A 22,774-nucleotide genomic window follows, 5' to 3' on the forward strand; every position below is an offset into this window, starting at 1 on the left:
TTCATAACCGTTAACCAACCAGCAATTCGAAATTATAGGATGACGGCAATGCGTTTTATCCACTCAGATCCGCGCAACGACGAGCTGGACCTTTCGAAATACCGATTGGACAAAAGCAGTCCGGACACCCTTTACGGATTGCCCCAGCATGTCGCGTTCTGCTCTCGATGCGTGATCTCCAATCAGCGCCCTAACTCCACGGTTGAGCACAAGCATACTAGGGACAGCAAGAAACAGACGATCAATTTTGATTCCGACGGTGTTTGCGACGCATGTCGGGTGGCAGAGCAGAAGGACGGCAATATCGATTGGGAAGCGCGGCGCCGGGAATTACAGGTGCTGTGTGACAGATATCGCTCACGGAACGGCCATTATGACTGCCTGGTGCCCGGTTCGGGCGGCAAGGACAGCTTCTACCAATCATGGATGCTGAAATACGAATTCGGCATGAACCCACTCACGGTAACATGGGCGCCCCACGTCTATACTGAATGGGGCTGGCGCAATTTTCAGCGCTGGATCCACTCGGGTTTTGACAACTACCTTCTGACGCCCAACGGCCGGGTAAAGCGCTTGATCACACGCCTTGCGGTGGAGAACCTGTTCCATCCATTCCAGCCGTTTATCTTCGGCCAGAAGTCATATGCACCTAAAATGGCGGCGCGATTGAATATACCTCTGATCTTTTACGGTGAGAATGAAGCGGAGTACGGGAATCCGATAGCGGATATGACATCTGCAAAACGCGACTATTCCTATTTTTCGACTTCGGATGACAGTGAGATCTTTCTCGGCGGCACGTCCATTCAGTCGCTGATCAACGACTATGGTGTTCGAGAGCCGGATCTCGATGTCTACCGTCCTTCCAATCCGGACGAGCTGCGGGAGAAGGGCATCGAGGTTCATTATCTCGGTTACTATCTTAGGTGGCATCCGCAGTCGGCTTACTATTTCGCTGTCGAGCATGGTGGTTTTGAAGCCTCGCCCGAGCGGACGCCCGGCACCTACTCGAAATACAATTCGATCGACGATCGTATCGATGATCTTCACTATTATACGACGTTCATCAAATTCGGTATTGGCCGCACGACCTACGACGCTGCGCAGGAAATTCGATCCGGTGACCTGGAACGCGAAGAGGGCGTGGCTCTCGTCCGGCGCTACGACGGCGAATTCCCCGAGCGTTTTGCCGACGAGCTGATGGAATACCTCAGCTTGCCGGAGAAGGAATTCCCCGATGCGTCAAAGCAGTTTGAAGCGCCGATCATGGATCGTGCCTATTTTCATGCGCTGTCGAACCGTTTCCGGTCGCCTCATCTTTGGGCCTATGACAATGGTGAATGGAAGCTGCGCCGCAGCGTATTTACTCAGAACTGAGTGCCGGGAATATGAACATTCGTCTTATCGCTCGTCTTGATGTCAAGCTGCAGCACCTGATTAAGGGTGTGCAAATGGAGGGCTGGCGTAAGATGGGCAACCCTGGTGAACGAGCGAAGCTCTATTATCATCAGGGTGCTGACGAGCTCTTGTACATGGATGTTGTTGCAAGCCTTTATGAGCGCAACAATCTGACGGACATCGTTCGTGAGGTCGCACAGGAGGCGTTTGTGCCGATCACTGTCGGGGGCGGAATAGGCGATCTCAAGTCGGCCAAGCAATTGCTTGATGTCGGCGCCGACAAGGTGGCCGTAAATACGGCTGCTACCAAGCGGCCCGCAATATTACAGGAAATTTCCGATACCTATGGCTCCCAGGCGATGGTTCTTTCCATCGAAGCAAAGCGCCTGCCGCAAGGGGGTTGGGAAGCGATGACGGATAATGGGCGCAACCATACCGGGCTGGACGTCGTCAGATGGGCTGTGAAGGGTGCGGAACTTGGTGCAGGCGAGATCCTCATCACGTCGATTGATCGCGACGGTACGATGAAGGGTATGGATACCGAACTCATCCAAGCCGTCACGCGAGAGGTCGACATTCCCGTAATTGCTTCCGGAGGAGCAGCATCTGGCACCCATGCAACCGAGGCTGTCCGGTCGGGCGCGACGGCTGTCGCCTTCGCGAAGGCCCTTCATTCCGACTCAACTGATTTTGGGAAGTTGCGGCAAGAGCTAAAGCAGGTTGGAATACCGGTTAGAACACCAAAGAAGGTAGTGGTCGGCGTATGAACCAATCAGTTGTTGTCGTTGATTACGGCATCGGTAATGTTTTCTCCGTTTGCAACGCTCTCAAGCAGATTGGTGCTGAGCCGCAGTTGACGCGCGACATCCCCACAATTCTGCACGCTGAACGAGTAATCCTGCCTGGTGTGGGGGCCTTTGGCCGCGCCATGGATGCATTGCGGGGCTTTGGTCTCGACGAAACGCTCGGCAGTTACGTCGCGACAGGCCGCCCCTTTCTTGGGATCTGCATTGGCATGCAAGTCCTGATGGATTCATCGCTGGAGTTCGGTGCCCATGCTGGTCTGGGGTTTATTCCGGGAACGGTAGAACGCATTCCATCGGTGGATAAGGATGGCAATTCTTTGCGTGTGCCGCATATTAGTTGGAGCAGGGTGAAGCCGGCGGCGGGCGTTCTCTCGCAACAATGGCAATCTACGCCGCTCTCTGGCGACGAGGATCACCAGGAATTCTATTTCGTTCATTCTTATCATTCAAAGACGAACGATGCTTCGAACCTTCTCGCCGTCGTTGATCACGGAGGCAACGACATCACCGCGGCCATTACGAAGGACAATATTATCGGAGTGCAATTTCATCCCGAGCGCAGTGGCTTGGCGGGCCTGAATCTCCTCGGAAGGTTTATGGGATCTCTTTAACCACAACAACTCTACGAAAGATCGCGCCTGGCATGCTCTATCAGGTTGCGAAACGCTCAGACGGTGGCTAAGGCGGTAACCCTCAAGAGAAAATCTCTAGAATTGGATAGTCGCATGCTCAAATTTGCTCTCGTCGGATGTGGTCGGATTGCTCTTCGTCATTCCGAACTTCTGGGCCTCAACCAGATTGAGGGCGCACGTCTCGCCGCGGTCTGTGACATCGTTTCGGAAAAGGCCCGCGCCATCGGAGAGCGGTTCAATGTCCCCCATTTCAACGATATGCATGAAATGATGCGTGAGATTGAGGTCGATGCCGTTTCAGTCCTGACTGAAAGCGGCAATCACGCGACAGACGTCATTGCACTTGCGAAATACGGCAAGCCTATCATTGTCGAGAAGCCAATGGCATTAACTCTTGAGGACGCGGATGCGATGATTGATGCCTGTGATGCATCGGGGTCGCGATTGTTTGTCGTCAAACAGAATCGCTTTAACGTCCCTGTGGTCAAGCTTCGCGAAGCGCTTGAAGCCGGTCGTTTCGGCAAGATGGTCATGGGTACGATCCGGGTCAGGTGGTGTCGCGATCAGAGCTACTATGATCAGGATCCGTGGAGAGGGACCTGGGCCATGGACGGTGGTGTCCTGACTAATCAGGCCAGCCACCATATTGACCTGCTCGAATGGATGATGGGCGATGTCGAAAGTGTCTTTGCGAAAAGCACGACAGCGCTTGTCGATATAGAGACGGAAGACACGGCTGTTGTGCTTCTGAAGTTCAAGAACGGGGCACTGGGCCTCATTGAAGCAACCACCGCAACCCGACCGAAGGATCTTGAAGGCTCTATTTCGGTTCTGGGCGCAACAGGAACCGTTGAGATCGGTGGCTTTGCTGTCAACAAGATGAAGGTTTGGAATTTCACAGATGGTCGTGACAATGTCGATGAAATCATGGACAAATACTCGGTCAACCCGCCGAACGTGTACGGCTTCGGCCACCAGATGTATTACGAGCATGTTGTTGATTGCCTGGTGAGCGGCCGGCAGCAGGATGTGGACGGGCGTATCGGTCGCAAGAGTATTCAGCTGATCCACGCGATTTACGAATCCATCGAAACCGGCGAGGAGGTATTCCTCCCACTCGTGCCCCGTCATTCCAAACTCGGGCGCGGCAAGAATGGCTGAACTGACACGCAAAACGGTTGGTATTGCTTCTGACGTCGAGTTCGGTGGCAATGTCACCGTGGTCGAACCCGTCAATTTGTACGGATGCGAAATCGGCAGCGACGTTTTCATCGGCCCTTTCGTCGAAATTCAGAAAAGCGTCTCCATCGGCTCTGGAACACGCATTCAGTCACACAGTTTCATCAGCGAGTTTGTTGATATCGGCAGCGATTGTTTCATCGGTCACGGCGTTATGTTTATAAATGACCTTTTTGCTTCCGGCGGACCGGCCCGTGGTGATAAATCGAAGTGGAAAAGCACCCGAATCGGGGATCGGGTGTCGATCGGGAGCAATGCCACAATTTTGCCAGTTGCCATATGTGATGACGTCGTCGTCGGCGCGGGAAGCGTCGTGACACGCGATATCTCTCAGCCGGGAATCTACGCTGGAAACCCATGTCGTAAACTGCGGAATCTACCATGATAAAGTTCCTGGACCTGCACGCACAATATCTTTCGATCAAGTCCGATATCGATAATGCAATCGCCAGGGTCCTGGCGAGCAGCGCTTTTATCGGCGGTCCGAACGTCAAGGAATTCGAGCAGGCCTTTGCCGATTATGTCGGGACTGAATTCTGCATCGGTGTGGCAAATGGGACGGATGCGATCGAGATCGCGCTCGAAGCCTTGGCACTTCCTGGAGGCTCGGAGGTCATCATTCCTGGCAATACCTTTATCGCCAGTTCGGAAGCTGTCACGCGAAGCGGTTTGAAAGTAGTTTTTGCCGATGTCGATCCCGGCAACTATACGCTGACCGCAGAGACGGTGCGGGCAAAGCTCACACCGCGTACCAGCGCCATCATGGCTGTCCACCTCTATGGTCACCCATGCGATATGGTTGCCCTCAAGGAGGTTGCTGACGAGCATAGTCTGAAAATCCTTGAGGATTGTGCGCAGGCGCACGGCGCGACCTGCCACGGCAAGACCGTTGGGACGATTGGCGACATCGCCACGTTCAGCTTTTATCCCGGGAAGAATTTGGGCGCCTATGGCGACGCAGGCGCAATCGTGACAGGAGATGCCGATTTGGCAAAGCGTGCCCGCATGATTGCCAATCACGGGCGCGTTGCGAAATATGACCACGACTTCGAAGGGAGAAATTCCCGCCTCGACGGTCTTCAAGCGGCAATTCTGTGTGCAAAGCTGCCGAACCTGCCGGCGTGGACGGAAAGACGTATTGCAATTGCCGATCGCTATATCGCTGAGCTTTCCGACGTAAGTGAGATAGTCTTACCGCGTCGCGCAAATTGGGCCAAGCAAGTCTACCATCTCTTCGTTATCCGAACCGATAGACGAGACCAGTTGAGCGCGTGGCTGGCAGAGAAGGGCATTGAAACAGGCGTCCACTATCCGGTCGCCTTGCCGAAGCTGAAGGCCTACGATTATCTTGGCCAAGGCCAGGAGGATCTTTTCGTCAATCAGGCAGACAAGACGCTTCTCAGCCTGCCGATTGGTGAACACATGTCCGACGCCGACGTTGTGACTGTGTCGACTGCGATCAAATCCTTCTTCGGTTGATTTGATGTTCAACCTGCAGGTCGTTCGTTCGGTATTCGTATTCACCGCCACGAATGCATTGGCCTCGGGGCTCCCACTGCTTCTTTTGCCGATCCTAACGCGTGTGCTCTCGCCGGAGGACTACGGTCTCGTCGCTATGTATTCCGTGTTCTTAACTGCACTTGGGGCCCTGACCGGACTGAGCGTTCACGGCGCTGTCGGGATGCGTTACTTTGATCGAACCGAGATTGATTTCCCCAAATATGTGGGTTCGTGCTTGGCAATATTGGTTGCAACGACGAGTATCGTTTTCGTTTCAGTCACTCTTCTCCAGGTTCCCTTAATCGCTTTAACCAATTTGCCGGGAAAATGGCTGCTGATCGCGGTGTTAACCTCTGGGATGCAGTTCCTCCTGCTGACAATGCTGTCGATCTTCCAGTCTGCAAAGCAAGCCGGCATGTTCAGCCTGCTTCGAATTGGTCAGGCTGTAATTGATGCCTTATTATCTCTGGTGCTTGTCGTTTCTTTTGGGCTTGCGTGGGAGGGACGGCTCATCGGTATGTCCTTGGCGATCGCCATTCTCGGCGCAATATCGCTGGGGATGCTATTTTACGGTCGCTGGATCGATCTCAATATTCGCGTCGACTACGTGCGGAACGCCTTGAAGTTCGGTGTTCCCCTCGTCCCCCATGTTGTCGGCGGCATGCTTATCGCCATGGTCGATCGGTTGTTGATCACCAATTTTCTCGATCTCGCGAGCACTGGCATCTATATGGTCGCTATCCAAATTGGATTGGGTGTGAATTTGCTTTCGGACGCTTGCAGCCGTGCCGTGTCTCCGTGGCTGATCGAGGCGATTAAGGAGAATAGACATCAGAAGAACGTACTCATTGCGAAATTCTGTATGATCTACTTTGCTGCTCTTCTCATCTTAGCGATGATGGTGGGGTTTCTCGCTCCTTGGATCCTTCCGTTCCTTGTTGGTCAGGCGTTTATGAACGCGTCTTCTTTTGTAATGCTCATTGCACTGGGTCAGGCTTTTGGAGGTATGTATCTGATTGTCGCCAATGTGGTCTTCTATCGCGAAAAGACGGCATATCTTGCCGGCATTACAATATCTTGCGGCATATTGAATCTCGCCCTGGCTTATTTGCTCCTGCATGTCGGAGGCCTGCAGGGTGTCGCCCAGGCCTATGCCGTTGCTCAGCTCTTGATGTTCTTATCAGTCTGGATTTTTTCGCAAAAGTTGCATCCACTGCCATGGTTCGAAGCAGCGCGGGCCCTGTTCCGGGGAAAGCGGGTCGCGTGACCAAGGACACTAATCTTACGGAAGCCGAGGTCAGCGCAATCGTGCGCTCATTTGAAGAGCGATGGGATCTTTTCTCGAAAGTCGTTGATGGTGTATGCCTGTGGCAGCTGATTCGCTTTGAAGTATCGTTGCGGAAGCAACGGGGCGGGCTAATTCGCGCTCCCCTGTCGCGCAAGCGACTGGTCATTGGCGTACTTTTCGGTATTCTGCAGTATCTTTTACCGGGCAGACGGTACCACTACCTATGCAAGACCTATGATTCAGCTCATCGCGGAATCCAAGCAGACCAAGCGGTGGACATCTACTTTGACGCCTTGTGTGATGAGATCCATGGAGGGGCTAAGATCTCTTCATACGATGCCGCCGGCTTCGAAGACAGAACCTCTATCGCAAGACGCCGTCCAGTCTTTGACGATACGTCTATCATCGTCTTAAGCGCAATTCTCGGGCGTTATTTCCCGTTTAAGTCAACGGATCCGGTCTTCAATCTGCTTGCCGACGCACTTGGCCAGGAGTTCGGCTTTAGTGATTATACGGCTGGACGCTTGGCAAGGCACTACAATGTGTTTCGTTGGCGATCCTATCTTTACAGCTTGGTCCTCAGAAAATTCGCGCCAGCTGTTGTTCTGGTGCCTGACAGCGGGCAATTTGCATTGATGGATGCATGCCGAAACGGGGGAGTGGCATTTGTCGAGCTGCAACACGGTGTATTCACAGCGGTTCATCCCAATGTTCTTCCCGAGGAATTGTCGTCTAAGACGAATGTTATCAAGCCTTCGATCCTAGCGGCCTATGGCAATTTTACCCGCGAGGTCCTTCAGGGGACGGCCCTGGAAGCGGAAGGCCGGATCGAGGCTGTCGGCGCACTTTCCATCGAGCGTGCAAGGCTACTGCGCGATTCGATGTTCCAACCGTCTGAAGAGATCAAAGTTACAATCACCACCCAAGGTGTTGCCGCGCAGCAATTATGCCACTTTGTCATTGTATTCCTCCAAAACGCAAGTGTGCCGATCAAGATCCACATTAAGCTTCATCCCGCCTATGACGTCGAAGAGGAACTGTATGCTCAATATCTCGGACACGAACCACGTGTGGAGATCATTTCGGGAAAGTCAACTCGTTCAACCCATGAGTTGATCGCTCTTTCCGATCTGCATTTGAGCATATCTTCGGCGTCGCATTACGATGCACTTGGAATTGGTACGCCGACTGGGATTATTCCTTTTGAAACCTATCAATCGGTTGCTGCGATACTGCAGCATGACGGTGCGTTTCTGGTAGACAATCCCGAAAGGTTTGCGGCAATTGTCTCCAGAAGAGGTTGGCCAGTAGTTCCCGTCAAAACAAAGGATCACTTCTTTGCGCAAGGTTTCGTAGGGAATATGACACGGTTGCTGGATCCACAGAGAGAAGGTTACGAAGCGACGAAATGACCGAAATCACCATCATCGACTACGGGACTAGTAACCTTGGTTCCATGCAAAACATGCTCAAGAAGCTTGGTGTCGGTTCGCGTTTCGCAACTACTCCGGAAGATGTGCTTGCTGCAGAGAAGATTATCTTGCCAGGGGTCGGCTCATTCGATGCGGGCATGCGGACGCTGAAGGCTACCGGAATGATCGAGAGTTTAAATCATGTGGTTATCGAGAAGCAGGTTCCTATTCTGGGGGTCTGTCTCGGCATGCAGATGCTGGGCGCCGGGAGTGAAGAGGGCGTGGAGACTGGCCTGTGCTGGATCGATGCTCGTGCGGTTCGGTTCGACAATGCAAGCAACCCCGAGATGCGCGTACCGCATATGGGCTGGAATGAGGTCGATGTAAGAAAAGTCTCGCCACTAACGGAGGCAACTCCCGGGCGGCCGCGGTTCTATTTTGCCAACTCCTACCACGTCATTTGCAATGACCCCGCAGACGCCCTGTTGGAAACCGAATACCATGGCCTGCGCTTTACATCGGGCATCGAAAGAGGCCACATTCGTGGCGCGCAGTTCCATCCTGAAAAGAGCCATCGCTACGGAATGTGGTTGCTCAAGAATTTTGCAGAAAATTGCTGAGGTTGAGATGCTCGCGACAAGGGTAATTCCCAGCCTGCTCCTAAAAGGTTCCGGGCTCGTCAAGACGACAAAATTCAAGAACCCCGTTTACATCGGCGATCCCATAAACGCGATCAAGATCTTTAACACCAAGGAAGTTGATGAATTGGTGCTTCTGGATATCACCGCGTCGAAGGAGCGCCGGGGGCCTGCGTTTGAAACGATTAGGAACATTACAAACGAGTGTTTCATGCCGCTCTCCTATGGCGGCGGCATTCGATCGATCGATGATATTCGCGCGATCCTGAAGGCAGGTATCGAGAAGATTGTCGTCAATCATGCGGCGATCGCTGACCCGGAGCTCATCAAGAAGGCCGCAACGGAGTTTGGAAGCCAAGCCGTCATTGTCTCCATCGACGTGAAGAAGTCACTGTGGGGAGGTTACCAAGTCTATTCCTCAAGCGGTGCAAAGGTTTCGGAAAAAGATCCGGTTCGATGGGCCAGAATGGTTGAAGGACTTGGCGCCGGCGAGATCTACCTCACCGCCGTTGACAATGAAGGCACAATGAAAGGTTACGATCTGGAACTCATCCAGTCCGTTTCCAGTGCGGTCAGAATTCCGGTTATTGCCTCGGGTGGCGCCGGTACGATAGAAGACTTTCGAATGGCAAAATCCCAAGGCGGAGCTTCCGCTGTGGCCGCTGGTGCCATGTTTGTTTTTCAGGGGCCGCATCGTGCGGTTCTCATCACCTATCCGCCTCGCGATGCGCTGGAGCGCGCGCTCGGCTAAGTTGCTTTCAGGAGATCCGTGCCGATGATCGTTTGCACGCGTTGCATCATGGACACGACCGACCCCGACATCAAATTTGACGCTGATGGGGTCTGCAACCATTGCTATCGGTATGACACCGTTTCCAAGACGCGCCTCGTCGCCGTCGACGAACGCGAAAGCCGGTTGAATGCCTTAGTGAACGAAATCAAGCAGGCCGGCGCCGGCAGGGACTACGATTGCGTCATCGGTGTGAGCGGCGGCGTCGATAGCACCTATGTCGCCTGGCTCGTGAAGGAGCTTGGATTGCGTCCCTTGGCCGTTCACCTCGACAACGGCTGGAATTCCGAGCTTGCTGTCGCCAATATCGAAAAGACCCTGAAAACTCTGAATATCGATCTGCACACACACGTGCTCAACTGGGACGATTTTAAGGATCTTCAGCTGTCCTTTCTCAAAGCCTCGACGCCCGATGGTGAGGTGCCGACCGACCACGCAATATTTGCGCTCCTTTACAGATTTGCCGCGAGATATGGGTTACGCCACGTCATCACCGGCACGAATGTAATCTCTGAGGCGATCCTTCCCGAAAAATGGGGCTATGGGTACTTTGATTGGCGTTATATTAAGAGCGTCCATCGCAAATTTGGTAGTGCGAAACTCACCAATTACCCTCATTTCTCGATTTTGGATTTGTTTTACTACGTCTTCTTAAAAAAAATACGGATGGTTTCCGTTCTGAATTTCGTTGAATACGACAAGAAGAAAGCGATGGAAATTCTGGAGGGTGACCTTGGTTGGATATACTATGGAGGGAAGCATTATGAATCCATATATACACGTTTCTACCAGGCTTATATTCTCCCCCGCAAGTTTGGTATTGATAAACGAAAGGCCCATTACTCGAATTTGGTGCTGTCGGGGCAAATGACTCGGGATGAAGCTATCGAGGCGATGCTGCAGCCCGTATACCCGGAACACATGTTGGAGGAAGATAGGGAGTACACGATTAAGAAACTCGGCATGTCGGAGGCAAGCTTCGAGGCGATGATGCAGGCTCCGTGCAAGACGTTTGAAGATTATCCAAACAGTCACGGTTTCTTCGAGTTCGCCAAGAAGGCGGTGAACGCGACGCGTCAATATATTGGCTGATCCGTTTCCGATGCGTTATAGGCCCGAAATAGATGGTCTGCGGGCGATATCCGTTTTCGCAGTCGTTATTTTCCATGCGGAATTCTTCTGGCGGGGCAAGCAAATCCTGCCGGGAGGATATCTAGGGGTCGACGTATTTTTTGTCATCTCCGGCTACCTTCTTACTACCATCCTACTCGATGAGTTGGCTGGCGGTCGGGTGGATTTCTGGCGTTTTTATATGCGCCGCATTCGACGTATATTACCCGCCCTTTACGTTGTTATCGGCATTTCAACACTGGGGGCTATTTGGCTTCTTCCGCCGGATTCGCTGAAGGAATTTTCGAGTAACGGCCTGGCCGCTCTGTTTTTTGTCGCAAATATATATCTATGGCTGACGCAGGATTATTTCTCTGAGGCGGCCGGCCTTTCAAGCCTTCTTCATCTTTGGTCGCTTTCGGTCGAGGAACAGTTCTACGTTGCTTATCCGTTGCTGCTTGGTCTCATTTATAGATTTAGCCTCGGGAAGCCCACGAAATATCTAATCGGCCTTAGCACATTTTCGCTTATTCTTGCTCTTGGATTGCAACGTTCACAGCCAGCGGAGGTGTTTTATCTTGTCCAATTTCGCGCATGGGAGCTGTTGGCCGGTTCCATCGTCGCTGCGGTTCGCCGGCATCGGTCGTCTTTAGTCCAGACTGGATTGTCCGGGAGCCGGTTTTTTCCGCTGTTTGGAGGCGTGGCGCTCCTGGTGGCTTTCGTTCTTGGTCAACCACTGGGCCTTGCCGGTTACGCCTTTACCGTTCTCTCAATTGTCGGCGCCTGCAGTATCATAGCTTTCGCGGGGAACGGCGATTGGATGAGCCGCCTGCTTTCCTCCCGTCCTTTCGTCTGCATCGGTCTCGTTTCCTATTCCTTCTACCTTTGGCATCAGCCGATATTCGCCCTTGCTCGTCACTATGCCATCGGCGAGATTTCGAATTTGCAACGAGTTCTGCTGATCGCAACGGCAGTAACGATGGCGGCCTTGACTTGGTTGCTTGTTGAAAAGCCCTTCAGAAAAGCGGGTGCTTTCAGCAATTTGACGGTATCGGTGACGTGCACCGCGACCACTATGGTTCTTGCGATCGTCTTGTCGGTAAATATGATCACCGAAGGGTTGCCACAACGCTATACGCCAGAACAGCAGGCAATGATGTCCGTGTCAGCCGAACGCGGGACATTGAGCCTCAAGGGGCAAGACTGCAAATCGGCTTCGATTGAAAGGGTTTGCGTGATTGGCTTGCGGAGCGTTCCTCCCACGTGGGCCGTGCTCGGTGACAGCCATGCCGAGACCCTTTCGGACGCGTTGTCGCAGCTTTTTGAAAAGCTTGGTGTGTCGGCTGAAATGCTCACCTATCCTGGCTGCCCGTATGTATTAGGCGTCGATCCTGTCTATACGACGGAGCACTGCGCCAATTTTGCAAGCGCTGTATTGGGCAAGCTAAGGCACGACCGTATCACCACCGTCGTGATAAACGACAGGATCAGCGCCTACATGGAAGGGACACGGTTTGACAACGAAGAGGGTGGCATAGAACCGGGTCAGCCGATCCCCGTGCAGGTAAAAGGGGTAACACCGGCAAACGAACTCGACCGGATCCTAGGAGTTCAAGCAGCGCTTTCGAACACCATACAGACGTTGCTCGATAGTGGATTGACAGTGATCTACATCGCGCCAGTGCCGGAGGTCGGCTGGAACGTGCCTCATACAGTGCTCAAACTGACTGCGACAGGAGCAATGCCGCTTACCACCGCTCGACAGGTCTACCTTGATCGCATTCGAAGAGTATACGACGTTTTGCAGGGGTTCGATGGCCGGTCGAATTTTCTCGCTGTCTATCCGGAGGCCGTTTTCTGTAACAAGGAGAGCGGACGCTGCATCACCCATACCGCCAACCGATTGCTGTACACGGACACGGACCATCTTAGCCGGGAGGGCGCTACCATGCTCGTTGATTATATGACAGAGCAGCTACGGAAGTCTCGCATGATTCCAGCGGAGCGATAGGACGGCAGACGTGAAAGTCCTCTTTATCCATATGATCGGCACCTTCGGCGGTGCGTCACGCAGCCTCACGGAGGCTGTTCGGGCATTCCCGTCGACTGTCGAGCCGCACTTCGTCACCCCCCGTGGCACCGTCATGCCGTTTTTCAGCAAGCTGGGAAAAGTTATCGCTGTTCGTGGCCTGAGCCAGTTCGACAATACTCAATATGGCTATTATCGGGGTGCGCGATGGATTGTCCTCTTGAGAGAAATTCTCAACATTCCCGCAACCGTTGCGGCAATCCGGAACGCTCATCGCCAATGGCCCGACATCGATTTGATTCACATCAACGAGTTCACCGGCATTTTCCCGATGTGGATTGCAAGACGACTGTATCAGGTACCGGTCGTGGTCCACGTCCGTTCTGTGGCGCGTAGTGATCGTTCCTGGCGCACCAGGTGGGTGAATTCGTTCTTGCGGCGAAATGCCAGTGCCATCATTGCGATTGACGAAACGGTTCGTCAAAGCTTGCCCGCGGACTTGGACGTAGAGGTTATTCACAACGCTTTCACGCCGAAGCCGGTTGCGGATCCCGATTCCGCTTTTCAAGCGGCTATATCCAAAATGCGAGCGGATTCACTAAAAGTTGGTTTTGTTGGCAACCTTTTGAAGGTGAAGGGTATCCTCGATTTGGTCGACGCGGCGCGGATCATCAAAGAAAGCGGCATCGACGTCGAATACATCGTAATCGGCGATGACGCTCGTTCCTCAAGAACATTGCGTGCAAGGATCCTTAGCGTTCTTGGGATCAACCAAAATATCCGGGCAGAAGTGGAGCAGCGGCTGCATAGTTACGATTTGACCAAGGATTTTCATATGGTCGGGTTCATGTCGGATATCGCCCAAGCCTATCGGTCCATTGATGTTTTGTGTTTTCCATCGCATTATAACGCTCCGGGTCGTCCGGTATTCGAGGCCGCATTCTCCGCCATTCCGAGCATTGTTGCAGTGACGAATCCGACCAAGGACACTCTGGTCGACGGGAAGACGGGGTTGGCTGTTCCGCCACATGATCCCAAGAGGCTTGCCGCTGCGATTTCCACTCTCGCTAATGATCGTGACAGGTCGAGAAAAATGGGTTTGGCGGCCCTTGAACTCGCGAAGAGTAATTTCAGCGTGGATCAAAATGCGTTGAAGTTATATGCGGTATTCCGTCGATGCCTAGGATTGTCTGAATAGAGAAGTGGAAGAGATGTTTACAGACGCTTGTCTCCTGATCACCGGTGGCACCGGTTCGTTTGGCCATGCAGTGATGCGCCGTTTCCTGGACAGCGAAATACGTGAGATCCGCATATTCAGCCGTGATGAGAAAAAGCAGGATGACGTTCGCAAGGCGTTCAATAATGACAAGCTTAAGTTCTACATCGGCGATGTGCGGGATTATTCAAGCGTTCTGAATGCTACGCGCGGCGTCGATTACATCTTTCACGCTGCAGCGCTGAAGCAGGTTCCGTCATGTGAGTTTCATCCGCTTGAGGCGGTCAAGACGAACGTCCTTGGCACCGAAAATGTGCTTGAGGCTGCTATCACCAACGGCGTCAAGCGCGTTGTCTGCCTGAGCACGGACAAGGCGGTCTATCCGATTAACGCCATGGGAATTTCCAAGGCGTTGATGGAAAAGGTCATGGTTGCCAAGTCGAGAAATCTCAACAACGGCACCGTCATCTGCGGCACTCGCTATGGCAACGTGATGGCTTCGCGCGGATCGGTTATTCCGCTTTTTGTCGAGCAGATCCTGGCAGGAAAGGCGCTAACGATCACGAACCCTGCGATGACGCGGTTTATGATGACGCTCGATGAGGCCATCGATCTTGTTCTCTATGCATTTGAGCGTGGCTGCAACGGTGATATCTTCGTCCAAAAAGCGCCGGCAGCCACGATTGAGGTACTTGCGGAAGCTATCAAGGCGATCATGAATTTACAGTCCCATCCCGTTCATGTCATGGGAACCCGCCACGGCGAGAAACTTTATGAAACGCTTCTAAGCGCTGAAGAAATGGCCTCGGCGGAGGATCTTGGTGATTATTTTCGTGTCCTCCCCGACCTTCGGGATTTGAATTACACCAAGTATGTCGAAGAGGGGGAGGCGAAGATTTCCGAAAGCCAGGATTACAATTCGCACACGACGACACGGTTGGATGTGGACGGCATGATCAAGCTCTTGCATAAGCTCAGCTTCGTCGAACAGATGCGGGCAGGCAAACCGGTAAAGTTTGATGTATGAGTAAGACAGTTGCCATTACAGGTGCAAACGGCTTTATCGGCGCAAATCTGGCCGTGCGGCTTCGAGAGCGGGGCTTTGACGTCAGAGAGATTGGTCGAGATTTTGATGTTGCCAAAATGGCAAGCCTGCTCGATGGGACGTCCATGGTTTTTCACTGCGCCGGGGTCAACCGGCCGGTATATGACGCTGAATTCGAGAGCGGCAATGTCGGCATGACAGAGCGTCTGTGCCACGCGCTCGAGTCCCTCGAAAGCGCAATCCCGGTCATCTACACCTCTTCGATTCAGGCGCTAATGGACAACCCTTATGGACGAAGCAAACGCGAGGCAGAAGAGGTCATTCGTGCTTATGCCAATAACTCGGGTGGGAGATACGCCATCTATCGTCTGCCGAACGTCTTTGGCAAATGGAGTCGGCCTGCCTACAACTCTGTAGTGGCGACCTTCTGTTACAATATTATGAATGGTGAGCCGATTGCGATCCACGATCCCGAAGCAGTCATCCACTTAGTCTATATCGATGATTTGGTCGCACACTTCATCGATCACTTGGATAACGGTCTTTCGACAAGCGGATATCTGACTGTTGATCCAGTGTATTCGACAACCGTTGGCGAATTGGCAGAACAGCTGGAAGCGTTCAGGACCAGTCGACAGACATTGACTCCCGGCGGGGTCGGCAACGGGCTGCAGAGAGCTCTTTATGCTACCTTCCTTTCATTCATGAAGCCGGAGCATTTCGCATACGATCTCGTCACTCACCGCGATCCGAGGGGCGAGTTTGCCGAAATGCTTCGGACGGAAAATGCCGGCCAGTTCTCATTCTTCACGGCTCATCCGGGTGTGACGCGCGGCGGACATTACCATCACACAAAGAACGAGAAATTTCTTGTTGTTCAAGGTGAGGCGCAATTCCGGTTCCGCCACGTCTTAAGCAACGAGACCGCCGAGCTTTTCACTGACGGAAGTACGCCTCGGGTTGTTGAAACTGTCCCGGGCTGGGCACATGACATTACGAATGTCGGCAAGGACACGATGATCGTCCTGTTGTGGGCGAACGAAACCTTTGATCCGCAAAAGCCAGATACAATCGTCAAGCAGGTCTGAGATGCCCGTGAAGAAATTGAGAATCGTTACGGTTGTAGGGACGCGACCCGAAATCATCCGGTTGTCGCGCGTCATCGCCAAGTTGGACGAGTACTGTGATCATGTACTCGTGCATACTGGGCAGAACTACGACTACGAACTCAACGAGATATTCTTTAACGATCTTGGGGTTCGCAAGCCGGACCATTTCCTTAACGCCGCCGGAAAGAATGCGGCCGAGACCATCGGAAAGATCATCGCTGCCTGCGATGATGTGCTGGACCTTGTCCAGCCCGAAGCTCTGTTGGTTTTAGGGGATACCAATAGTTGTCTGTCGGTGATTGCTGCAAAAAGGCGAAAGATCCCGATTTTCCATATGGAGGCCGGGAATCGATGCTTCGATCAGCGCGTACCCGAGGAGATCAACCGCAAGATTGTCGATCATACCGCCGATATCAATCTGACCTATTCAACTATCGCGCGCGAATACCTGCTGCGCGAGGGCCTGCTGCCCGACCGTGTGATAAAGACGGGGAGCCCGATGTATGAAGTTCTCAATCATTACATGCCTTCAATTGAAAAATCTGATGTCTTGAGCCGGTTTGGATTGGAGCCGCGGGGATATTTTGTGGTGAGCTCTCACAGAGAGGAAAATATTGAGCCCGAAGTCAGTTTTAAAAAACTGGTTGAGGTGTTGAATGCAGTCGCGGAACGCTATGCCATACCGTTGATCGTCTCCGCCCATCCACGAACGCGAAAGCGCATCGACGCGGCCGGACTCCCGTTTCACCCTCTGATCAATATATCAAAGCCACTCGGCTTTTTTGACTACGTCAACCTTCAGCAGAATGCGCGCGTCGTATTGTCTGATAGCGGCACGATCAGTGAAGAGGCATCAATTCTCAATTTTCCTGCGTTGAATATTCGCGAGGCGCATGAGCGGCCTGAAGGAATGGAGGAGACCGCCGTAGTTATGACGGGGCTGTCGCAAAATCGAATTCTGCAGGCGCTCGATGTGGTTGAAGCACAGCACTCGTCGACAGGTCGGTCGTTTAGACTTGTGTCTGACTACAGCATGCCAAATGTCGCCGACAAGGTTGTCAGGATCATTTATAGCTATACGGATTACGTGAATCGCGTCGTCTGGCGTACGGCTGAGTAGCCGGGACCGCTGTGAAGATCCTCGTCGTCACACAGTATTTCTGGCCGGAAGGGTTTAGGATCAACGATCTTGTGACTGGCCTCGTTGATCGCGGGCATGAGGTCACGGTGCTGACTGGAAAGCCCAATTATCCCTCCGGCAAAACCTTTCCAGAATATCTGCAGGATCCTTCCGCATTCGCCAGCTATAACGGGATTCCGGTTGTCAGGGTGCCTATGTTAGCAAGGGGCGCGAGGGCGATCACTTTGTTATTGAATTATGCAAGCTTCGCGCTTTGTGGCTCGCTTTTGGGCGCGTTCAAGCTGCGGGGGAGGAAGTTTGAGGCAATATTCGTCTTCGAACCCTCGCCTATTTCTGTTGGCTTTCCCGCAATAGTTCTGCGGTGGTTGAAAAAAGCACCAGTTGCTTTTTGGGTATTGGATTTGTGGCCCGAGAGCCTGGAGGCGACCGGCATCGTTCGCTCTAAATTCATTCTGAAGCAAGTCGGGAAGATCGTCAAATTCATCTATGACCGTTGCGATTTGATACTTGCACAATCACGTAGCTTCATCCCCGAAATCTCGCGCTTCGGTCAATTGCCAGACAAAATAACCTATTTTCCAAGCTGGGCCGATAAAGTTGACCGCAATATTGAGGAGGAGCCAGCTTCCGAAATTCCTGCGGATAGAGAAAAATTCTCCATTGTCTTCACTGGGAACATTGGGGAAGCTCAAGATTTCGGCGCCGTTCTCGATGCTGCCGAATCGTTGAAACATAACAAGGCGGTTCGCTGGATCATTGTCGGTGACGGAAGGATGGCTTCTTGGGTCCGCGAGGAAGTAGATCGTCGCCAATTACAAGATTCCGTTCTGCTTCCGGGTCGTTTTCCGCTTGAGCGGATGCGATCCTTTTACATGCACGCCGATGCATTGCTCGTTTCGTTGAAGGCAGAGCCGATTTTCGCGATGACTATTCCCGGAAAAATGCAATCGTATCTTGCCGAAGGGCTACCCATCCTTGCCATGCTAAATGGTGAGGGCGCGGATGTCCTAAGCCGCGCCGGTGCTGGACTCGCTTCTCCCGCGGGCAACGGGGCAGCCTTAGCTGAGTCTGTGCTCAAGATGATGAGCATGAGTAATCACGATCGGTCTCAGATGGGTCGCAATGGACTTATGCTCAGCGAAAAGGATTTCAACAGGGATAGTCGTATCGACGAGTTAAGCGCTCTCTTGGAGAGTCTACGCTTTGCTCAGCACACCATGCATTGAATAGCTCATCACGGCCGCCGACGTCGGCAAAAAAAACTCGCCGAAGCGGGCTAGTCTCTGGGGGAATTAACAGGGAGTGGATCGCACGCCCCGGCCGGGGCGAGCAGTATGCGAAATACATTGCCGCGTGATCCTTGCTCTCAACTTCGACACGCAGGCAAGGTTCCGAGGAGTTCAGTGATGTCTCCGTTTAAGGCGATTCAGAAGATGTATCGAGGGCAGGCACCACGTTAACGAGCCGGCCTGTTTTTGGCGCGTGAATTTCGGGCCACTGAATTGGTTCGCCTATGTCGGCGGTGAATGCTAGCATGAGGCTGACAACGCAGGCACCTACGACAGCGATAGCAGAGATGCGAATCATAATCGTCTGCCGGCTATGTTTCCGTTTTGTATAGGCGTTGTTCCTCGTCTCTGCATGCTTTGCTGCATGAGAAGACTTGAGACCCGTTACCGATGAAAAGGAATGCGAGGGCGAACATGCCGTTGCTGGGGTGGAAGATACTGCCCCAACTCATCATTAGCCACACCATTACGGACAGGACTGCCACACCCCAAATGTCGTTCTCTTTGGCGTGGCTATAGCACCGCTCGATCAAGAATATGATGATCCCGAAAGCGGGGATGCCGTATGTCGCCACCATGCGGGTGAGGAATGAGACGGAGTCCGACCGAATCTGTCCTGCGTTGATAATATTCTTGAGCGCGCTAACCGCTAATTCACTGCCTTGACCCATAAGGTAAGGGCTGCTCCAGAACAGTTTCAGATGCTCGTTCCATAGCCATGGACGGTACATCTGGCGATATATATCCGCGACAGACATGCTGGCCTGTCCGCGAAGAAACATTCGGGACACGATGCTCCAGTCTTGCAGCGCATATAAGAGGATTGGCGATAAGGCAACCAGGATGGTAATTCCTATGGTCATAAAAAGCGCAACAGCAACTCTGAGGCGCGGGCGCCGCGGCAATAGGCTCATTATTTCTATTGTTGCGGAGAATAGTGCAAAACTTACGAAAACAGCTCGAACGAATGACAATGTCGCGAAGTAAAGTGCGGATGCCGCCGTCACGATCTCCAACGGGTTTGGACGGAAGCGTCTGACAATCACCAGGAGGATCATGAGCGAGAATATTCCAGATGTGGCGATGTTTGGAGTGGCCGAGATGCGCCACGGCTGGAATGCGACTGCAGTTTGATTCGGTAAAATACCCCACGCGTTGATGTTTAACCCATCTCGATCTTGTTCGGGCAAAGCAAGTTCAACGCTACTCTCTTTGGCAGCTTCCGGGGGATCTAGTGGCTGCATCAGCCACGGGTGATCCTCATAGGAAGGCTGCATCAGAAAGGAGATGCAGCCGGCGCCGTAGAATATCAAGGCCAGAGAGAGAAGCGCTCGGGCGCTGATTCTCACCTCATCTCGGTACGCCCATCCAGCGACCCACACGATCAGAAAGATAGGTGGGACGGCTCCAAAATCCCGCTGGATCATTAACCAGACGGCGCTGACAATTCCGAAAAAGGCTATTGGCCGCGCCTTCCCGAAAAGCAGGTTCTCGAGTGTCTGCCTGAAGCGAAGCAACGGCATCAAAAGACTGGGACAAACAACTAGCCAATAGACAACATCGCCGCGCGAGATGATTTGTTCCTGCCCAATGAAGATAGCCATGGATAGGGAGATCGCGATGAAGGCAAGAACGTCTCCGCCTTGCTTGTACCAAGTCCAGACGCCGATCGCTGGACGAGGAAGATAAATTGCTAGATCGGCCACGGTGTCTCCCAAAGGTGCATAAAAAATTGCATTCAGCTGTGCTCGACGAACGCCACTGTACGTTGTTATCGCAAATGCTAACTCTCGCTGCAAGCGTGACATTAGATACCGCTTAAGCGAAGCCCTCGGGAGAACTTCGCAGCGATATCTCAACTCGACGGTGGACGGAGAAAAACACCACGGGTTGAAAAGCTGGCTACGGACAGATCTGAGGGGGCGGGTGGGGATTCTGCCGGCAGTAGAGGATGGGCCAGACCCCTTGCCGTACAATCCAATTTTCAAACGGCGAAACCTCGACAATGCTCCGGCCATTTCTCGCAATCATCCGGATCGTTCGTTGTGCGAGCTTTTCTTTCAGCATGTCGGGTGAGTGCGCCGGTGAAACTGCATGGCATTGAAAGGGCAGGAACAAGGATTGCAGACGACTTGGGCAACAACAATGATGCCCACCGTGTCTATCCGTTTTCGAGCAGATTAAGACGCTTCGCCTCGGTTGATAGGAGCGGAGCCACATCGCCTAACAGATCGTCAAACATTCTCGTTGGCAGCGCGCGCGACCTCCGGTAATTTGATGGCGGAAGTATTTTTGCTTGCGACAGAATTTCAACGCCGTTTCGGAGACCAGCCGAGGCGGCGTTTCTGTCTTTGCCATTGAGCGGTGCGAGCACATGGCGCAAGAGCCGTTCGATGGGAGAAAACGACGGTACCATGCGCTCGAAGAACTCGTTTAAACCATTTAGGTGAGTCGATGGCTTGACCGCGGCTGCTCTCGGCGCCGCTCATCCGGGTATCGATGTAAGACATTGGCTTTGGACTTCAGCCACGGTAGGTGCGGCAGGCGTGACGGGGGCTTCGGCGTGAATAAGGAGGATCTTCCCGTCCTTTGTCACTTCCGTCCGGAGAATGGCAAGCCCAACGTTGCGGGCGCCCTTCACCGCACGTTCAAGGTCGGCAACTTTGAAGCTTGCTGCTGTTCTGTAAGACCGTATGTCCGTCTTCGTGCCTGAGGTGGCTCGCCCTACACTGCTCTTCCGAGGGTTGCTCGGACAGGCCGAGCCGCTCCTCATCACAGGAGGACGAGCCGTGGCAGATTATAGAGAGGCCTTTATAGGAATCGATGTCGTCAAGCTGAAGGACGCGGTCGCTGTCGCTGAATCCGGCCGGGAGGGAGAGTCCGCTTTTGGGGTGAGGTTAATGCATCGGATGTCAGCATGCGCCGCATCATCCAGCGGATAGCCGCAAAGTTTGCCCGCGTGCATTTCTGCTATGAGGCCGGCCCGACCGGCTACCGCCTGCATCGATTGATACGATCGCTTGGCCATGAATGTGTGGTGGTCGCTCCATCATTGATCCCCAGGAAGCCAGGCGACAGAGTAAAGACCAATCGTCGAGATGCCGCGCTCGCCCGGCTATTGAGGGCCGGCGAGCTCACGGCAGTGTGGGTTCCTGATGAGGGCCATGAGGCGATGCGTGACCTCGTTCGCGCTCGAGCTGCTGCTGTCGAGACGTTGCGGGTTCACCGACAACAGATCAGTGCCTTCATGCTCAAACACAGTCGCATCTATCTACGCAAGAAGGGCTGGAGGATGCGATACCTGCGCTGGCTGCAGGAGCAACAGTTCGATCATCCGGCGCATCAGATTGCGTTGCAGGAAATGGTCGAGGCGGTGCGCATCTCGAAAGAGCGCGTCGAACGACTGGAGAAGGTGATCGAGGAGTTCGTCCCAACCTGGTCGCTGGCGCCGGTCATCCGAGCGCTTTAGACGCTCAAAGGCGTTGATCTGATCGTCGCCGGTACATTCGATTTGAGAGCCCTCGCCAACTGATGGGCTATCTCGGCCTGGTCCCTGGTGAGCGATCAACGGGTGATACGGTCAGACGGGGTGCGATCACCAAGGCCGGCAACGGACGGGTTCGGCACATGCTGGTCGAGAGCGCATGGACTTACCGCTACCCGTTGAAAGTCGGCACGAGAAAGCTCTACCTCATGGAGCAAGCCCCATCGAAAGTTCGAGAGATTGCATGGAAGGCTCAGAGCCGGCTGACATCTCGATATCGAATGCTCGCCACTCGGGGAAAGCGAACGACCGTGGTTTGCACCGCCATTGCCCGTGAGCTGACCGGCTTCATGTGGGCTGTTGCAAGGGAGGCGCAGGCGATCAAATCATAAGTCGCCGAAGCGAACTCGCACCTCGCGCATGGGCGGAGGCGGGACAACGGCAGGGGAACACCCGTCAGACGCTTTGTGGCCGGCAATTGACCGACGCCCGTAGTAAGATCGGAACAGGCCCAGACGCACAATCGGGAATGCGGTAGCCAACCCGCGCATCAGAGCTTGATCACCGACGTCCTTCAGTTCCGCCTCCACCCATACGCGATCATCATCATGAACAGCAGTTCGTTTGGACGGTCGGTTCCGGTCGAGT

The 22,774-nt window shown here is 53.4% G+C and carries 18 protein-coding genes and 1 pseudogene; 18 read left to right on the top strand and 1 reads right to left on the bottom strand.

The window, feature by feature from the left end; all coding sequences use genetic code 11:
• Positions 1 to 48: 48 nt before the first annotated feature.
• The 17 genes from FHT78_RS19695 to FHT78_RS29800 all read left to right on the top strand — a co-directional run bounded on the left by FHT78_RS19695 (position 49) and on the right by FHT78_RS29800 (position 18,579).
• Positions 49 to 1,377 (top strand): N-acetyl sugar amidotransferase, encoded by a 1,329-nt coding sequence (locus FHT78_RS19695; RefSeq protein ID WP_183747733.1) that lies wholly within the window; start codon positions 49 to 51, stop codon positions 1,375 to 1,377.
• Positions 1,341 to 2,165, top strand: a complete 825-nt coding sequence (locus tag FHT78_RS19700) for an imidazole glycerol phosphate synthase cyclase subunit (RefSeq protein ID WP_246715375.1) — start codon at positions 1,341 to 1,343, stop codon at positions 2,163 to 2,165. The genes FHT78_RS19695 and FHT78_RS19700 overlap by 37 nt, the downstream gene beginning before the upstream one ends.
• Positions 2,162 to 2,815, top strand: coding sequence for an imidazole glycerol phosphate synthase subunit HisH (gene hisH, locus FHT78_RS19705; protein WP_183747736.1), 654 nt, complete (start codon positions 2,162 to 2,164; stop codon positions 2,813 to 2,815). Before FHT78_RS19700 ends, hisH (FHT78_RS19705) begins: the two co-directional genes overlap by 4 nt.
• A 114-nt stretch (positions 2,816 to 2,929) precedes the next feature.
• Positions 2,930 to 3,997 (top strand): Gfo/Idh/MocA family oxidoreductase, encoded by a 1,068-nt coding sequence (locus FHT78_RS19710; RefSeq protein ID WP_183747739.1) that lies wholly within the window; start codon positions 2,930 to 2,932, stop codon positions 3,995 to 3,997.
• Entirely contained in the window at positions 3,990 to 4,460 is a 471-nt protein-coding gene (locus FHT78_RS19715; protein WP_183747742.1) for an acyltransferase, read from the top strand. Before FHT78_RS19710 ends, FHT78_RS19715 begins: the two co-directional genes overlap by 8 nt.
• Positions 4,457 to 5,554: a DegT/DnrJ/EryC1/StrS family aminotransferase gene (locus FHT78_RS19720; RefSeq protein ID WP_183747745.1), complete on the top strand. Its 1,098-nt coding sequence runs from the start codon at positions 4,457 to 4,459 to the stop codon at positions 5,552 to 5,554. Before FHT78_RS19715 ends, FHT78_RS19720 begins: the two co-directional genes overlap by 4 nt.
• 4 nt (positions 5,555 to 5,558) lie before the next feature.
• Positions 5,559 to 6,842, top strand: a complete 1,284-nt coding sequence (locus FHT78_RS19725; RefSeq protein WP_183747748.1) for an oligosaccharide flippase family protein — start codon at positions 5,559 to 5,561, stop codon at positions 6,840 to 6,842.
• Positions 6,839 to 8,275 carry a hypothetical protein gene (locus FHT78_RS19730; protein WP_183747751.1) on the top strand — a complete coding sequence of 479 codons (1,437 nt, stop codon included), beginning with the start codon at positions 6,839 to 6,841 and terminating at the stop codon, positions 8,273 to 8,275. The genes FHT78_RS19725 and FHT78_RS19730 overlap by 4 nt, the downstream gene beginning before the upstream one ends.
• On the top strand, positions 8,272 to 8,895 hold the full coding sequence (gene hisH, locus FHT78_RS19735; RefSeq protein ID WP_183747754.1) for an imidazole glycerol phosphate synthase subunit HisH: 624 nt from the start codon (positions 8,272 to 8,274) through the stop codon (positions 8,893 to 8,895). The genes FHT78_RS19730 and hisH (FHT78_RS19735) overlap by 4 nt, the downstream gene beginning before the upstream one ends.
• Complete coding sequence (locus FHT78_RS19740) at positions 8,819 to 9,664, top strand: AglZ/HisF2 family acetamidino modification protein (RefSeq protein WP_348644757.1); 846 nt, start codon at positions 8,819 to 8,821, stop codon at positions 9,662 to 9,664. Before hisH (FHT78_RS19735) ends, FHT78_RS19740 begins: the two co-directional genes overlap by 77 nt.
• Before the next feature lie 24 nt (positions 9,665 to 9,688).
• Entirely contained in the window at positions 9,689 to 10,795 is a 1,107-nt protein-coding gene (locus FHT78_RS19745; protein WP_183748363.1) for an N-acetyl sugar amidotransferase, read from the top strand.
• On the top strand, positions 10,788 to 12,824 hold the full coding sequence (locus FHT78_RS19750; RefSeq protein WP_183747757.1) for an acyltransferase family protein: 2,037 nt from the start codon (positions 10,788 to 10,790) through the stop codon (positions 12,822 to 12,824). The genes FHT78_RS19745 and FHT78_RS19750 overlap by 8 nt, the downstream gene beginning before the upstream one ends.
• A 10-nt stretch (positions 12,825 to 12,834) precedes the next feature.
• The gene (locus FHT78_RS19755; RefSeq protein WP_183747760.1) at positions 12,835 to 14,040 is read left to right on the top strand and encodes a glycosyltransferase family 4 protein; all 1,206 of its coding nucleotides are present in this window, start codon (positions 12,835 to 12,837) and stop codon (positions 14,038 to 14,040) included.
• Between the two features lie 13 nt (positions 14,041 to 14,053).
• Positions 14,054 to 15,085 carry a polysaccharide biosynthesis protein gene (locus FHT78_RS19760; protein WP_183748365.1) on the top strand — a complete coding sequence of 344 codons (1,032 nt, stop codon included), beginning with the start codon at positions 14,054 to 14,056 and terminating at the stop codon, positions 15,083 to 15,085.
• Positions 15,082 to 16,191 carry an NAD-dependent epimerase/dehydratase family protein gene (locus tag FHT78_RS19765; protein WP_183747763.1) on the top strand — a complete coding sequence of 370 codons (1,110 nt, stop codon included), beginning with the start codon at positions 15,082 to 15,084 and terminating at the stop codon, positions 16,189 to 16,191. The genes FHT78_RS19760 and FHT78_RS19765 overlap by 4 nt, the downstream gene beginning before the upstream one ends.
• A gap of 1 nt (position 16,192) precedes the next feature.
• A complete protein-coding gene (gene wecB, locus FHT78_RS19770; RefSeq protein WP_210289904.1) occupies positions 16,193 to 17,332 on the top strand; it encodes a UDP-N-acetylglucosamine 2-epimerase (non-hydrolyzing) in 1,140 nt (379 codons plus the stop codon).
• A gap of 11 nt (positions 17,333 to 17,343) precedes the next feature.
• Positions 17,344 to 18,579: a glycosyltransferase family 4 protein gene (locus FHT78_RS29800; RefSeq protein WP_183747766.1), complete on the top strand. Its 1,236-nt coding sequence runs from the start codon at positions 17,344 to 17,346 to the stop codon at positions 18,577 to 18,579.
• Positions 18,580 to 18,953: 374 nt separating this feature from the next.
• On the opposite strand, the gene FHT78_RS19780 is transcribed toward FHT78_RS29800, so the two are convergent.
• Positions 18,954 to 20,348 (bottom strand): hypothetical protein, encoded by a 1,395-nt coding sequence (locus FHT78_RS19780; protein ID WP_183747768.1) that lies wholly within the window; start codon positions 20,346 to 20,348, stop codon positions 18,954 to 18,956.
• A 987-nt stretch (positions 20,349 to 21,335) separates the two neighbouring features.
• Here FHT78_RS19780 and FHT78_RS19785 point away from each other — a divergent pair.
• A pseudogene (locus FHT78_RS19785) lies at positions 21,336 to 22,518 on the top strand (IS110 family transposase).
• Positions 22,519 to 22,774: the final 256 nt, after the last annotated feature.

The sequence above is a fragment of the Rhizobium sp. BK196 genome, from assembly GCF_014193255.1.
GTDB lineage: Bacteria > Pseudomonadota > Alphaproteobacteria > Rhizobiales > Rhizobiaceae > Rhizobium.